General features: G+C 43.6%; 8 protein-coding genes. All 8 read left to right on the plus strand.

Going from position 1 to position 16538, the window contains the following annotated elements:
- Positions 1–310: 310 nt before the first annotated feature.
- The 8 genes from ACQRBJ_RS02345 to ACQRBJ_RS02380 all read left to right on the plus strand — a co-directional run bounded on the left by ACQRBJ_RS02345 (position 311) and on the right by ACQRBJ_RS02380 (position 15686).
- Entirely contained in the window at positions 311–3637 is a 3327-nt protein-coding gene (locus tag ACQRBJ_RS02345; protein WP_445302766.1) for a TonB-dependent receptor, read from the plus strand.
- Positions 3638–3905: 268 nt separating this feature from the next.
- Positions 3906–7163 (plus strand): TonB-dependent receptor, encoded by a 3258-nt coding sequence (locus ACQRBJ_RS02350; RefSeq protein ID WP_445302767.1) that lies wholly within the window; start codon positions 3906–3908, stop codon positions 7161–7163.
- 466 nt (positions 7164–7629) lie between these two features.
- Positions 7630–8199 (plus strand): DUF3575 domain-containing protein, encoded by a 570-nt coding sequence (locus ACQRBJ_RS02355; protein ID WP_445302834.1) that lies wholly within the window; start codon positions 7630–7632, stop codon positions 8197–8199.
- A gap of 21 nt (positions 8200–8220) precedes the next feature.
- Complete coding sequence (locus ACQRBJ_RS02360; protein ID WP_445302768.1) at positions 8221–9645, plus strand: DUF3868 domain-containing protein; 1425 nt, start codon at positions 8221–8223, stop codon at positions 9643–9645.
- Between the two features lie 90 nt (positions 9646–9735).
- Positions 9736–11487 (plus strand): Mfa1 family fimbria major subunit, encoded by a 1752-nt coding sequence (locus ACQRBJ_RS02365; protein ID WP_445302769.1) that lies wholly within the window; start codon positions 9736–9738, stop codon positions 11485–11487.
- Positions 11488–11689: 202 nt separating this feature from the next.
- On the plus strand, positions 11690–12802 hold the full coding sequence (locus ACQRBJ_RS02370) for a FimB/Mfa2 family fimbrial subunit (protein WP_445302770.1): 1113 nt from the start codon (positions 11690–11692) through the stop codon (positions 12800–12802).
- Positions 12803–12809: 7 nt separating this feature from the next.
- Positions 12810–14201, plus strand: coding sequence for a fimbria major subunit (locus ACQRBJ_RS02375; protein ID WP_445302771.1), 1392 nt, complete (start codon positions 12810–12812; stop codon positions 14199–14201).
- A gap of 27 nt (positions 14202–14228) precedes the next feature.
- Positions 14229–15686, plus strand: a complete 1458-nt coding sequence (locus ACQRBJ_RS02380) for a fimbrial protein (protein ID WP_445302772.1) — start codon at positions 14229–14231, stop codon at positions 15684–15686.
- Positions 15687–16538: the final 852 nt, after the last annotated feature.

The following is a 16538-nucleotide window of genomic DNA, read 5'->3' on the forward strand; positions in this document are numbered from 1 at the left end:
CTCTTTAGGTCCCCTCTCAGGGAGTCTAGCCCCCGTTCCAGGCGATTCCATCGCCTGGTATAGAAGGTCAGTCCCCCGAGGCAGCCCTCCGCCTCGAGCTCCTCGAAAAATTATAACCAAACCCCCGTTATAAATAATAATTTAAAGAAAATCTGCGTTATTTCCTTAACGCAGATTTTTTTTATGTTATAAAACACAATTTTTCATGTAGATGTAACACTTATATCGAATTTTTTGTTTAATTTTGCACCCGTAATAGATATTTGGGGGCTATTCCCCCGTATTATTAATTAATTTTATAAAAAAAGGTATGCAGAAAAGATTGCATTTATTAGTGGCTTTGCTGGCCTTTATGGTTTCAACCGCTATGGCGCAGATTACTACATCTGGCATTAGTGGTAAAGTGACTGCCAATGGTGAGGACATCATTGGTGCAACAATCAAGGCTGTTCACCAACCTTCTGGTACAGTCTATCGCGCAGTGACCAACATTGATGGTCGTTATTCTATTCAGGGTATGCGCCCAGGTGGTCCTTATGTCTTGGAAGTTTCTTATGTAGGTTACAAGACTAAGGAAGTTAAGAATTTTAATCTCTCTCTCGGTCAGAACACCATTCTGAACGAAAGTCTCTCTGAAAACGCAGAGATGTTGCAGGATGTTGTTGTTACTGCTGATCGCAACAACAACATGCGTACTGACCGCGCTGGTGCTACAACAAGTATCAATGCCGACCAGATTGAGGCTGTTCCTACCGTATCACGTAGCATGAACGACCTCTTGAAGTTGACTCCTCAGGGTGCTAACGTAGGTAGCGGATTCTCTGTTGGTGGTGGTAACTACCGTCAGTCTTACGTTACTGTCGATGGTGCTGCTTTCAACAACGCCTTCGGTATTGGTGGTAACCTCCCTGGCAACGGATCTCCAATCTCTCTTGATGCTTTGGATCAGATTTCTGTATCTTCATCTCCATACGATGTTCGTTTGAGTGGATTTACAGGTGGTGCTATCAGCGCCGTAACCAAGAGCGGTACCAATCAATTCAAGGGTACAGCTTATATGTACACTACCAACTCTCACTTGCGTGGTAATAAGGTAAGTGATTATGAGTTGAACCGTCTCCAGTCTCATTCTACTACATGGGGTGCAAGTTTCGGTGGTCCTATCATCAAGGATAAGTTGTTCTTCTTTGCCAATGGTGAATATCAGAACAATATCTCTGCTGGTCCTTCTGGTACAGCTCGTGTAAATGCTTCTGATGAGTGGTCTCCATCATCAGGTACTGTTCATCGCCCATTGCAGAGCGACATGGACAATATGCTCAGCTTCCTCAGCAAGAACTATGGTTACAACCCAGGTCGTTATCAGGGATATTCTCTTGATACTCCATCATACAAGTTCCTGGCTCGTATCGACTGGAACATCAACGAGAACAACAAGTTGAACATCCGTTTCTCTAAGAGTCACGACAAGGATTCTTCAGCTCCATCAAGCTCTACAACTCCATTCAAGGATTCTGTCATCTATCCTGGTGGTGAGGATGCTACGGGTGGTAAGTCTCAGTCTGGTCGTACAGCTAACGCTGGTCTCTACTTCGAGAGTGCACGCTACTATCAGGAGAAGAACTTTACTTCTTTCGCTGCTGAGTGGAACTCTAAGTGGGGTGGTGTAAACAATGTTCTCCGTGCTACTTACTCTTATCAGGATGAGCCACGTACTTATGTGGGTGGTATGTTCCCAACAGTGGATATCCTGAAGAATGGTTCTTACTATATGGGATTCGGTCCTGATCCATTTACTGAGGGTAACCTCCGTCAGGTGAAGACTTTCGTTGCTACTGATGAGGCTACATGGTCTATGGGCATCCAGAACTTCACCGCTGGTCTCCAGTTTGAGACCAACAAGGCTACCAACGGCTTCGGTGCAGCTTCTGCCGGTTACTATGTATTCGAGTCTATGGACGACTTCATGAACGGCAAGGCTCCTAGAAGCTATGGCGTTACCTTCCCAATGGACGGTTCTGGCCAGTTCCTGGCTACCATGAAGTACAACCAGTTCTCTGCTTACGTTCAGGATCAGGTTAACTTCTCTGACCGTTTCCGCCTGACAGCTGGTTTGCGTTTCGAGTTGCCTATCTACCCAGAGTTGGAGAACAACTATAACAAGGCTTTCGCTGCCATGAAGTGGAAGAACGATGCTGGCGTTGAGTCTCAGTATTCTACCGATCAGCTCCCTGATGCTCCATTGACAGTTTCTCCTCGTGTAGGTTTCAACTGGGATATCCTCGGCAACCACAAGTTGGTTCTCCGTGGTGGTACAGGTTACTTCATCGGTCGTCTGCCATTCGTATGGCTCGTATCTGCAGTAGGTAACGCTGGTTGTGGTCAGTACACCTATTATTATAATACTCCATCTGACAAGGGTGCTACCTATAAGATGGATAAGTTCTATCAGAGCCGTGAGGATCAGTTGAAGGTATTGCAGCAGCAGGGCTTGGCTGTGAACCGTGAGGATGCAGCTGCGCCTTCTACTCCTACCATCATCGACAAGGACTTGAAGATGAACGCTACATGGAAGACTTCTCTGGCTTTGGATGCCAAGTTGCCATACGATATCGACTTCTCTTTGGAGGGTATCTATAGCCGTGAGTTCAATCCTGCTACTGTCATCAACCTCGACCGCTACTGGGATGGTAAGTCATACACAGAGCTGGCTCCTGGTGACAAGCGTAAGTGGTATTCACGCAACTCATACAGCAACCCTTACATGATCACAAATGCTGGTCATAAGGCATACTACTACTCAATCACTGCATCTTTGGCTAAGAAGTTTGCATTCGGTTTGAACCTCTCTGCTTCTTACACCTACTCTAAGGCTAAGTCTTACGGTGATGGTGTGGGCGACCAGGTTTCTTCTGCATACTACAACAACCGTTACTCTGTAAACGGTAACAACGATATGGAGTTGGGTTATGGTACCTACGTGGCTCCTAACCGCTTGCTCATCTCTGCTTCTTACAAGAAGGACTACGGCAAGAACTTCGGTTCTGAGGTCGGTTTGATTTACGAGGGTATGAACATGGGTTATGCTGATGGTTACAGCTGCACACGTTACACTTACCAGTTGACTGGCAATGTAGTTAACGACTACGGTTCTAACGGTTTGGTTTACATCCCAGCTTCTCGCGAGGCTTTGGATAAGTGGAACTTCAAGGACAATGGTAAATATACTGCTGAGCAGCAGAAGGATGACTTCTGGGCTTACATCAACCAGGATGATTATCTGAAGAATCACAAGGGTGAGTATGCTGAGCGTGGTGGTGCTGTAATGCCTTGGCATCATCAGTTGGACTTCAAGTTCAACCAGAACTTCTACCTCAACGTAGCTGGTCAGAAGAACACTCTCCAGTTTGGTGTTGACATCAAGAACCTCGCTAACCTGCTGAACAACAGCTGGGGTCTCTACAAGACTGTTAACAACACCAAGTTGTTGAAGTATACTGCTGGTAAGGATGGTGCTGCTGGTTCATTCCAGTTCCAGAAGAACGGTAAGGATGTATTGTCAAAGACATACACTAACTTGACAAGCTTCAACTCTACCTATTCTATCCAGTTCTCTATCCGTTATATCTTCAACTAATAGAGATTTCGAATACGAATCATCAATAAGCGCCCTGAAAGGGAAAGCATTGTATATAGAATGCTTTTGCTCTTTCAGGGCGCTTTCTTTTTGTCCCTTTTCTCCATACTTACTGATATTTTTTATTTGTAACACGTTTTTCTCACGCTAATTTCTTGTTATTTCAAATATTTTAGTTATATTTGCACCATATTGTATAAAATGGGTGAAAAACTTGCCTGTTGGCGGGGGTGAAACCTAAATTATTAACGAAATAATCTAAAGAAATATGCTGAAAAGATTGCATTTACTTCTGGCTTTGTTCATCCTGACGGTGAACGCTGCCATGGCACAGATTACTACCTCTGGAATCAGCGGTAAGATTACATCTGATGGCGAGAACGTCATCGGAGCTACTGTTACTGCTACTCACCAACCTTCCGGTACCGTATATCGTGCCGTTACTAATATCGATGGACGATATACCATCCAGGGTATGCGACCAGGTGGTCCTTACAAGGTAGACATCTCCTATATCGGCTACAAGGACAAGGTGATCAAAAACCTCAACCTGAGCCTCGGTGAAACAGAGAATATCTCATGCTCGCTCCAGGAGGATGCCCACCAGCTCCAGGAAGTGGTGGTTTCCGGTAAGGCGGGTCTTGCTGCTTCCCGTACAGGTGCTGCTACCAGTATGACGGCAGAGCAGATCAACAACATGCCTAGCATTACTCACGGTATTGCTGACGTGGCTCGATTGAACCCACAGCTCACTGTTACCAATTCCGGCAATATGTCGTTCGCTGGTGTCAACAACCGATACAACAACTTCATGATTGATGGTGCGGCAAACAATGACGTCTTCGGTCTGGCATCCAGTGGTAACAACGGTGGTCAGGCTGGTGCTCAGCCGGTATCTATGGAGACTATTGAGCAGATTCAGGTTTCCGTGGCTCCTTTCGATGTGCGCCAGAGCGGATTCACCGGAGGTGCCATCAACGCCATTACCAAGAGCGGTACCAACCAGTTCCACGGTTCGGCTTACTACTATGGCTACAACCAGGACCTCATCGGTACCAAGTATCCTTACCTTGATGGAACGGGTTATGCACCAAAGTATCAGAAGCAGACCCAGTATAACATGGGTGTCACCCTCGGTGGACCAATCATCAAGAACAAGCTCTTCTTCTTCGCCAACTATGAGCGCACCAACAAGGAATATCCTAATCTCTATGGTGTAGACTCCGGCAATTCCAAGGTGAATACCGAGCAGGCAAAGGATATTCTGACCATGCTCCAGAAGATAGCTGAAAAGCAGGGAGTCAACTTCAACGATTACTACAGTAACCAGGACATCTACACCAAGAGCGATAAGGCTGGATTGAAACTCGACTGGAACATCAACGAGTTCAATAAGTTTGCCATCCGCTGGAGCCTGGTCAAGGCTGAGCAGTTGAGTGGTGGCGGCAGTGCCAGCAGCTTGAACTCCTACGGCTACAGCTATCCGTTCAAGAGCAATACCAACTCGTTCATCGCTGAGCTTCAGAGCCGATTCTCTCCAAGTGTGAGCAATGAGGCACGTGTCAGCTTCGTAAGAGTGCGCGATAGCCGTGACATCAAGGCTCATCTACCGATGATTTCCATCACGGGCGTTGGTAGCGGTACTGTCAATATCGGTACTGAGCGAAACTCCCAGGCTAACTACCTGGATCAGGACATCTGGACCATAGAGGATAACCTGACTTGGCTTCGTGGCAACCATACCTTCATCTTCGGTACCCACAACGAGTTCTACCATTTCAAGAATATGTTCATCTCGGATAAGTTCGGCTCCTATACCTTCAAGGGATACGACAGCTTCAAGGCTTATTACGATGACTACATGGCTGGACAGCTGGACCCTAACAAGGCTTACATGAACCAGTACCGTTATGGTCAGGCTAACACCGATGTTACCGGCGACCCTAACTGGGCTTCAGAGTTCTCATCTGGTCAGTTCGGTTTCTATGCACAGGACAAGTGGAATGCAAGCAACAACTTCACCTTGACCTACGGTCTGCGTCTGGATATTCCTGTATTCTTCGATACTCCAGTGGAGAATCCGGAGTTCAACGCCTTGTCAGAGAAGATGGGGTGGGGATTGAAGACCAACGATAAGCTTAGCTTCTCGCCAATGCTCTCGCCTCGTGTAGGTTTCCGCTGGGACATCAACAACGACCGTAAGTTCATCCTCCGTGGTGGAGCGGGTGTCTTTACCGGTAGAATCCCATTCGTTTGGGTAAGCAACAACTACTCGGGTACAGGTCTGCAGCTTTCTTCTTACGATAGCAACAACTCTTCTACCAAGGGATTGGAACTCATCCTTGACCCAACCAAGCAGAATGCCAATGCTGACAAGATGAAGGCGAGTGCAGGCAACCAGGATGTGGCTGTATGCGACAAGAACTTCAAGTTCGCTCAGAACCTCCGTCTCAACCTCGGTTTCGACTTCGAGGCTTTGGGTATCGACTGGACTGCTGAGGCTATCTACTCCAAGACTTTGAACGATATCATCTATAAGAATCTCGCTCAGGAGCAGAGTGGTCAGACCTTCTCACAGAAGTACGGATATGAGTGGGACAACCGTCCGCTCTATCAGAGTATGGTGAAGGGTACTCCTATCGCCGGTGTCTATGCCCTCGGAAATACATCCAAGGGTTATACCGTAAACCTCTCGCTCAAGGCTGAGAAGCATTTTAACTTCGGTCTCGACCTGATGGCAAGCTATACCTGGACCCGTTCACGCAGTGCTGCCAACGGTGGTTCTTCTGTAGCAAAGAGTAGCTGGACCTACCAGTATACCCATCGTGACTGCAACGATCTGGAGGTGGGCAACTCTGCCTACAATGTGCCTCATCGCATCCAGGCTTCTGCTTACTACCACATCAAGTACGGTCATCAGAAGCAGTGGCAGACCACTCTCGGTGTCATCTACCAGGGTAAGAGCGGTTCTCCTTATACCTATTATTATTATGGAGACGTAAACGAAGACGGATCTAAGGGTAATGACCTCTTCTACATCCCAACCGATGCACAGATTGACAAGATGCGTTTCGAGGAGACCAAGTACAACAAGAATACCTTCACTAACCGTATGTTTGGCGACAATCATGGTGATAAGCTTACCGAGGAAATGCAGCGCGAGATGCTGAAGAAGTGGATTGCTGACGATTCTTATCTCAGCAAGCATCGTGGAGAATACTACGAGCGTTATGCTGACAATCTGGCTTTCGAGCATCATTTCGATGTTCACTTCGGTCAGAAGTTCAGCTTCAAGGTGGCTGGTCAGATCAATTCCATCGAGCTGACCTTCGATATCCTCAATGTAGGCAACCTCCTGAACAAGGATTGGGGTCATACCTACGGTGACGGTTTCGGTACCTATTTCTCACCTGTCAACTATCAGGGTGGTGGTGTTTACCAGTTCACCGGTGCCTATGCCTACAAGAGCTATAGCGATTACTACAGCCGTTGGCGTGGTCAGGTAGGTTTGAAGTACACCTTCTAATCTCTGCCATTTTATTCAAACTCCATAGAGTCCCTAGTGTCGCCAAATGCGATACTAGGGCTTTTCGTTAATATAAGTTGCTTTACGCCCTAAAAGAACAATAAATATTAAAATTATCGCCTTCTAAGGGTACAAAATGTTGCCAAATTGTGGGTTTTTTAGTATAAAATATTGCTGTTCACATAAATTAACAAAATTACCCCCCCCCATTTTCACAAATTCTTCATATATTTGCAGCAGCTAATTAATAAAGTTCTAGAAAAAGCAAATGATAAAGTAAGAACTTCAAAGCAAATGATAAAGTAAGAACTTCAAAGCAAATGATGAATTGTAAGTAAAAGTATACCCAGATGAAGTAGAGTTACAACCACTTGTATACTCAAAATGGAACTAGATATACTAACAAAAATATATAAACCGAAATTACATAGTAAAACCATTATTAATTATGTGTAAAACGATGGTAATGAAAATGTCTTTAGCTACCATGCTACTGATGTTGATCTCGATGAACGGCTTTTCGCAGAACATTGGAGTAAAGAGCAATTTGCTGTATTGGGCTACAACAACACCCAATGTCGGACTTGAAACTTCCGTGGGGAAAAAGCATACCGCTCAGGTATTCGTAGGCTTCAATCCTTGGAAGCAGTCGGGAGGTGACCAGTCCAGCCTCCGCCACTGGCTTGTGATGCCGGAATACCGCTATTGGTTCTGCCAGAACTTCAATGGCTGGTTCCTCGGTGCTCATGCTATGGGTGGACAGTTTAATGCCGGAGGCGTCAAGCTACCTTTCGGTATGTTTAAGGACTTGCGCGACCATCGCTATGAGGGATGGTACGTAGGTGGTGGTGTTACCGCTGGTTATCAGTGGCCACTTTCCAAGCACTGGAACCTGGAAACATCCATTGGCATTGGCTACGACTACATCCAGTACGACAAGTTCAAGTGTGGCAACTGTGGGGAGAAGTTAAAATCCTCTCACGATAACTATGTGGGCCCTACCAAGGCTGCCCTCTCCCTCATTTATATGTTATAACCCCTTTTAACATTAATGATCATGAAACTTTCAAGAAATACCACCTATTTATTATATGCTGCCTTATTGATGGCTCCTGCAACTGTTATGGCACAGAACTGCCATGAAGTAAAGCTGGCTGCCAACAAGATTCAGGTTAGCAATGTGCAGGTGGCGCAGCAGAATAACGCTTTGACGGTATCGATGGATCTCAACCTCGATTCGCTTAACCTTCCTACCAATACCCAGCTGGTATATACTCCTATCTTCAAGAGTCAGAAGTTGGAATATAAGTTGCCTGAGATTGTCATCAACGGAAAACGCCAGCAGATTATGTATGAACGTGGGGTAGGGAACAAACATCTGAACCTTTCGCCAAAGGCGATGGTGGTTCGCCGTAACAACAAGCAGGCACAGACCCTTAAGTATACCGCTTCCATTCCTGTGGCGGGAGTCATGAAGAACTACGATCTCAATATGCATGAAGATCTTTGTGGATGTGGCAACCTGGAGGAGGGAAATGATTTCCATCTCCGCCATCGCCGTCAGCCGCTGGCTGTCTTTGTACGTCCTGCCGTTGAGGCAATCAAGGTTCGTCATCTCGATAAACGAGCTTATATCGACTTCCCTGTCAACAAGATAGAGCTTCATGCCGACTACCGTCGCAATCCGGCTCAGTTGGACAGCATCGTAAGAACCATCAATGCCCTGAAAGATGATAAAAACCTGGAGGTGAGCGGAATCAACATTCATGGTTATGCTTCTCCAGAGAGTCCTTACAGTCATAATGACTATCTGGCAAAGAACCGTGCCAAGACCCTTACCGATTATGTTCGCCGTATGGTAGCCCTGCCAACCCAGCTCTTCACCGTTTCTTCTACGGCAGAGGATTGGGATGGTCTCCGCAACTATCTCAAGGACAGCAACCTGGAACATAAGGCTGAGATTCTGGCAATCGCCAATGATGAGAAGATGGATCCGGATGCCCGTGAGCAGAAAATCAAGAAGCTGTATCCGTCAGAGTATCGCTTCATGCTTGATACCTGGTATCCTGCCCTCCGCCATTCCGACTACCATATCACGTATAAGGTAAAGCCATTCGATGTGGCTGAGGCAAAGGAGATTATCAAGACCAAGCCACAGCAGCTCAGTCAGGAAGAGATGTTCCTGGTGGCTCAGACCTATGAGCCTGGCAGTAAGGAGTTTAATGATGTGATGGAGATAGCCGTCCGCATGTTCCCAGAGAACGAAACAGCCAATCTCAATGCAGCCAATACCCGCTTGAATGCCGGTGATGCCGATGGTGCCAAGGCCTATCTTGACAAGGCTGGCAACAGTCCTGCGGCTCAGAATGCCCGTGGTGTATACGAGGCATTGAAAGGCAATGACCAGCAGGCTCGCCATTACTTTGGCTTGGCAGCCAAGGCAGGCGTCAAGGCTGCCCAGGAGAATCTGGAAAACCTCTAAAAAGCAAGTGCTATATACTAAATTTAGAAAAAGCAAAATATTGATTGTGTAAATATAGAATTAATAATAAATTATCAAATTATATCAAGTATGAAAAAATCGTTATTGTTTTCCGCAGTATTGGCAGGTCTGATGCTCGGTTCTTGTTCTTCTAGCGATGATATCGCTGGAACATCAGAAAAATTTAGTGCTGATGGTAAGGGGTATGTAAATGTAACATTGAATTTGCCTACTCAGCCTCAGTCAACTTCTCGTGCAGCAAATGATGATTTTGATCATGGTGATGCAGATGAGTACAATGTTAAGGATGCCACTCTTATCCTTTTTGCGGGAGCAGATGAAGCAACAGCAAAAATCAAGGCTGCTTATAATTTGAGTGGCTGGAAGAAGGATATTACGCCTAGTGCTCAAATCTCTACCACTTTATCAAAGGTTCAGAAAATCAACGTGATTTCTGCATCGTCTACAGATAAAATATATGCTTTTGTTGTATTGAACCATAATAATGCATTAAAAGTAACTCCTACTAATACTTTACAGGTACATGGCACTGACTTTACTGGTACCTTTGCGGACTTGTCAAAGGAGAATATAAATACATCTTTGACAAAGGATAATCTGATGATGTCAAATGCTGTTATCATTAGCAAGTCAGGTTCTGCTGATTTTAGTACTGAGAAAGCTACAACATTGACAGATGTTACAGATAAAATTTATGCAACAGAGTCAGAGGCAACTTCTCATCCTGCTGCTAATATTTATGTTGAGCGTTTGGCTGCTAAGGTAACTTTGGGAAATGCTACAGGTACTTCTACAAATACAGTTAGTGTAGGTAGCGGTGGTGCAGCAAAAACTTTTGCATATTCTTTGGAGGGTTGGAGATTGGCTAATGTAAATACCTCTTCTTATTTGACTCGCCAGTATGATAATACTTGGAATGGTTATAAGTCTGATGCTACAGATTTTACAACTGCATCCCATGTAGACTATGACAATAATTCTTACCGTTTTGCAGGTATTTTTGCAATTGCTACTGGTGAGGGTTACAGAACTTATTGGGGCAAAGATGCTAACTATGATGTAGATTTTTCTTTCACTGATGGAAATGCCGAACCAACATTGGCAGGTGGCGCAAGCACTTATTGTTATGAGAACACATTTAATGTAGCTCACCAGAATGTAAAGGAGACAACTTGTGCAATTGTAAAGATGAAGATTACCCCTGATGGTTACACTGCAGGTACTTTCTTCACAATTGACGACAACAAGGGTGTGGTATATTCTAAAAATGACGTCAAGACTGAAATCGGTAATAGATTCTTGGCAGAAATAGGTGTTACTAATGTAAAAGCTAATTATTATCCTGCTACATCAGCGACTATTAATGTGAAGGATGTTGAATTTGCCGATGCTGCAGGAGAAGTGACTATCACAAAGATGACTTTAACTGATGGTACAACAGATAAGGAAGTCACTGCAGCCGACTTAACAACATTCAAGCCAACTATTAAGGTTAATGAGTTTAAGGATGGTTATGCATACTATACCATTTTGATTAAGCACTTTGGTGATGAGTTGACTCCTTGGAATCCTTCAACCAAGACAAACGCATCTTATCCTGATTCAAATAGTGAGCAGAATTGGTTGGGTCGTTATGGTGTTCTCCGTAACAACTGGTATAAACTTGAGGTTACTGGCGTAGCAGCAATTGGTGCTTCAACACCAGGTGAACTTAATGTAAACAATGACGATACTCCTGATGATAACTTGAAGCGTTATATCTCTTGCAAGATTAATGCTCTCTCTTGGGCTGTTCGTAAGCAGAATACAATCCTTCAGTAAAATAATCATGCCCCCACCCACCTTTTCCAAGTGGGGGCATAAATAATAAAACAAAGAACTACATCTGAAATAATCTGATAAACAAGCTTGTTGAACAGCAAGGCATCGCATCGCCAGATGCAAAGAGATGGCGATACTCGGATTCTGTCCGACACTTCATCTGATAATAATTAGATTCAATATATATAAAACGAAGAAATATATGAAAGCGCAGATTTTTAGCTTGGTGAAAAGGGGAGTGCTGGCGGTTGCTACACTCTTGATGGTTGCCTCTTGTGATATGTGGCATACCGACACCGACGATTGTCCTATAGGGATTTATGTCAAGTTTAAGTATGACTATAACTTGCAGCGTGCTGACATGTTCAATGATCATGTTGGGGCGGTAACCCTTTATGTCTATGATGAAAATGGAAATTTTGTGAAGAAATTCGAAGAGGCAAACTCTTTTTCTGCGCTGCCTTTGAAAAATGTAGACTATAAAATGCATATTACCGATCTTCAACCAGGCAAGTATCAGTTCATAGCTTTGGCTGGACAGAATGCTTATACCGAGCAGTTGAATACCCAGCGTGCAAAGTTTGTTCGTACAGAACCTGCTGTGGGCGACAAGATGGATAAATTGGAGGTAAACCTTGATAAGGTTCAGCGTAATGGTTATTATATCATAGATAACCACAACTTGCCACTCGATACCCTGTGGCATGGTAAGACAGATGCGCTGGTAGAGTATTCCGCTACCCGTCCTAACTATACCACCGTTTCGCTGGTACGTGATACCAAGAAGATTAATGTTACCTTGCGTGAACTCAATGATCCAACCACAATGGATGTAAACGATTATACTTTTATCATTCAAGACCATAACTCCCGCATCCTCTGTGACAATTCACTCGATGAGACTAATCAAGTTATCTATACTCCACATGCAGTTTGGAATACAGAAGACCGCGAAGGTTCTACCGCTGGTGATGTTAATGGTAATGAATTGGAAGGAGTGGGCAAGATAGCTCATGCCGACTTTATGACCTCCCGTCTGATTTATCACGATAAGGCGAAGGACGACGGCAAATTGATTATTGCCAACAAGGAAACAGGTAAGACCGTGGTAGATGTAGATTTACCTGACCTGTTGAGCCGAGTTCGCACCAGTGAGGAATATATGTATACTCCACAAGAGTTCTTGGATAGAGCTTATGACTATAAGTTACAGTTCTTCCTTCAAGATGGTAAGTTGAAATACGCTTACATTACTATCAGCGTGAATGCACTTAGCTGGAGTCAGAGAATACAGTTTGAAGTACTTAACAACTAAGAGGATTATGAAGAAATTGAAATCAATATATCTGCTTCTGCTTTCAGTTCTTGTCATCGGTGCATTCGCATCCTGCGCTGGCAGCACCGATGATGATGACGGCAAGCCCGACGTCTTCAAGGGAGAGGCTTACTTTACTGTGCAGGTAGCTGTGGCTGGTGATACCCAAGCCACGTCTCGCGCAGCTGGTCCTCAAGGAGGTGAAGACGGTGATGGTAGAGAAACGGCTTTTGAAAACGAATATAAGGTGAACAATGTCTGTGTATTTCTTTACTCTAGCACTAAAGGCATAAGCGATGACGATGCACAGATAGAGCAGGCTTTCTACTTTAAGAAACCAACAGAGAAGCCAGGTGATACAAGATATGATAAGGTATATACGTTCGAGAAAAAGCAATGTTTACCAATCGTCGTTTCCAAGGCATATCATGTTTTGGTGGTAGCGAATGCCGGTGACATTACTTATACCTACTTGAACAAGAAATTGAGTGAACTTAGAGATGCTTATCTTCAGGCATTTGATGCTGCTTCGAATAACTTTATCATGACTTCAGAGAAGGATGCTACTACCGAGGGTAATGCTACTGGTGATGGAACCGAGGCTAATCCGCTTACAGTAAATGTTGATATAGAGCGCCTTGCTGCTCGTATTGATATTGATCCAGGTGATGGTAAGTATGTTGATTCTTCAACAAATCCTGGTACCGGAACTTATGCTTTTGATGTAAAGGATGTTTCAAACAATATAGTGGGTGGCTTTGTTTTGGAGTCTATTCTCCCTTACAACAAGCTTACTTCCGGTGAGTTTTGCATTAAGCGTGTGGGGGATAAAGCGGGAACATCTCTGACCTATTTGGGAAATGAGAATACTGTTTCAGAAACCGACAAGACTGCTACAAACTATGTGATAGATCCATGGACTTCCGGTAAGAATACTGGTTCTACTCCAAGTGGTCTTACATATAATGTTCGTAAGTTAAATGATGCAGGTTGGCCATCAGCTACAAAATACCTTCCTGTCAGGAATGTTTTAGGTCCAACAAGCTCTTCTTTCTTCGTTCTTGATTATGCGATGGAGAATACTACTTTTGATAATTCAGAAGAGTATGCAACAGGACTGGTGTTTAAAGGCAAGTATTATGAGCTTTCTGATTGGGATACAACCAACAAGCAGCCTAAGGCGGGTATATCTGGTACAGATAGATACTATACCTATACCATTCGCCATAGTGATCCAACAGGTACAGGTTCTATAAACGATCCTATGTATTATGGCATTGTCCGCAATAATATCTATCGTATCAAGATAGAAGGAGTAGTGGGTGAGAAGAAGGGTATGGTTCTCACGATTGCTGTCAAGAAGTGGGCAAAGTATACCCATACAGAGACTTCCATGTAATAAGACGGATAATAATGAGTAATAGATATGAATAAGATAAAAACGATAATGGCGCTGTTGGTACTGACGATGCTTGCCACCTTTACGGCTTGCTCGCCAGACGACAGTTCTATGTCTGATAATTCTGATGGAGGAAGCAAAAATGGTTATACCATTCATCTCAAGCTCTCTACTTCTGCGGCTGGCTCTATAGGTCAGGCTGCACATCATAGCCGTTCTCTTACTCCAGATTGGGAGTCAGGTTCCGATGCAGAGAATATGAAGAGCTGGTTTGTTGTTCTTACTCAAGATGGTAATGTGGTGCAGACTATAGAGAAAACTAAAGTTGATGCTCAGCATGCTAAGGAAGACGAGGTTACTTTGGAGAATGTAAAACCAGGAACCTATCAGGTCTATTCTTTTGCCAATATTGATAAAACGCAGTTGGGTACGTTGACCAACGGCTCTGCTGTTGATTTTAAGAACATGAAATATAAGATGTATGGCAATGGCTTCAATGCAACTTCAGGTATTCCTATGAGTAATGAGCAGACGCTTACTGTAAAACAAGATGGGACAACTGATAAGAATAAGCTTTGGGTAGTAAGAATGCTGGCAAAGGTTACTCTTCAATTTAAGAATCCAAGTACTACTGCTTTGGAAATCAAAGAAATTACGTTGAGTGATGTAACCTCAAATCCTTCAACTACCGTCAATACAGATGGTAATATCATGTTGTTGCCAAAGCATTCTGATGCAGATAATGATCAAGTTGTATGCATTCCAAATCTGGTAAGGCAGGCAGCTACGCAGAATTATACTTATACGTTGCCTTCTGCAAAGACGATACCTGCAAGTACTGATGCTTATACATCAGAGAATGAGGTTTCATTCTATGTGAATGAAAGCGCAGCGGGCAATACTTCCAAGTATTTCATCATCAATCTGAATACATCAGCAGGAGTCAAGCGTTACGCCTTGTTCAAGGATTGGACAACGATAGCTCGCAACGACCATCACATTCTCCCAATCTCATTAGATGATTACAAGTTGAAGTTTGATGTTCAGTCCTTCACAGCCATCGGCCTCTATCCATCCATAAGAGATAACGGAACCACTCTTTCCTACACCTGTTATTACCCGGAAGAGGAATTCCATATCCAGCCAAAGGTGGTAAAGGCAAGTGATGACACAGAGGTAACTGGTATCGATAATACCAAAGTAGAGTGGCAGTTAATCAAAGAAGAAGGTATGGCTGATGAAACAGCTAATGCCCAGTTGGTGTTTAAAACTATTCCATCATGGAATAGTTCCACCGGCTATTTCGAAGGTATCTTCAATGATGATGCTGCCGATAAGCAGAGTGCCCTCTACAAGGTCACCGTCCCTGTGCCAGGTGCCTCAGGAAAAGAGCTTATATATAAGATACTTTTCACCAAGGATTTAAGCAGCTATGCTGCTCGTAAATATACGAGACAGAGTTACTATTTCGGAACAAAACAATAATACTAATATTAAAAAACATTGAAGCTTATGTTTAAGTCTAAGATTTTTAATAGTGTAATGAGATATATGTTGGTAGCAATGCTTGCATTGCTGCCAAATGCTATATGGGGATTAACGGAACAAAGTTCTGTGAGCTTGACTAACGGTGCTTCTGTAACGATTAATGGCTTTAATAAATATTTAACCATGAATGATTATTCTGCTTGGTTTGTATACGATGCAGCTGGCAAGCCTGTAGATATATCTTCATGGACTAATACAAATGGCATTTTTTCTTCATGTACAAATGAAACAACCTATTTTAAAACAGGTAAACCTGCATGGGATATAGACGATTATCGTTCATTTACTATTAATGCTACGGCAGGTGACGATATATCCAAGTATACACTAGTTCTTTTGGTGTCTTCCAGCGATGCGTTTTTTAACGCACCTTCTGAAGCAACTGCAGAAAAGAAAATCACTTTTAAGTTGGTGTCACAGAATGATATTCCTTTGCTGAAAGAATATACAGGTACAAACAAAATGTCTGTAACAGATTTTGTGGCAGATGGTAGTACATCTTATGACATCAGTGGTTTGGCCTCTTCAATAGAATCATTGTTAGCTTTACCTTCTTCTTCAGATGGTAATAGTTTCGACTTGTCTTCAAAGAAACTCTATCTTCGTTTGAATTTAGTAAATAAAACAACGAATAAAGTTGTTGAAGCAGCAAATTATACAGTAAAACGAAATGGTATGGAGATTAATACTCCCACAATGACAAATTGGCCTTATGTAGATTGTAAGACTAATAAAGGTACATTCTTTTATTTGACCAATAATGGGAGCAATATAACTAAGGACAATATT

Source organism: Prevotella sp. SGI.167, assembly GCF_050313615.1.
Taxonomy (GTDB): domain Bacteria; phylum Bacteroidota; class Bacteroidia; order Bacteroidales; family Bacteroidaceae; genus Prevotella.

Coding starts and splice junctions, on each gene's coding strand:
- ACQRBJ_RS02375 (WP_445302771.1), top strand. CDS start 12,810: ATGAAGAAATTGAAATCAATATATCTGCTTCTGCTTTCAGTTCTTGTC.
- ACQRBJ_RS02350 (WP_445302767.1), top strand. CDS start 3,906: ATGCTGAAAAGATTGCATTTACTTCTGGCTTTGTTCATCCTGACGGTG.
- ACQRBJ_RS02360 (WP_445302768.1), top strand. CDS start 8,221: ATGAAACTTTCAAGAAATACCACCTATTTATTATATGCTGCCTTATTG.
- ACQRBJ_RS02345 (WP_445302766.1), top strand. CDS start 311: ATGCAGAAAAGATTGCATTTATTAGTGGCTTTGCTGGCCTTTATGGTT.
- ACQRBJ_RS02380 (WP_445302772.1), top strand. CDS start 14,229: ATGAATAAGATAAAAACGATAATGGCGCTGTTGGTACTGACGATGCTT.
- ACQRBJ_RS02365 (WP_445302769.1), top strand. CDS start 9,736: ATGAAAAAATCGTTATTGTTTTCCGCAGTATTGGCAGGTCTGATGCTC.
- ACQRBJ_RS02370 (WP_445302770.1), top strand. CDS start 11,690: ATGAAAGCGCAGATTTTTAGCTTGGTGAAAAGGGGAGTGCTGGCGGTT.
- ACQRBJ_RS02355 (WP_445302834.1), top strand. CDS start 7,630: ATGAAAATGTCTTTAGCTACCATGCTACTGATGTTGATCTCGATGAAC.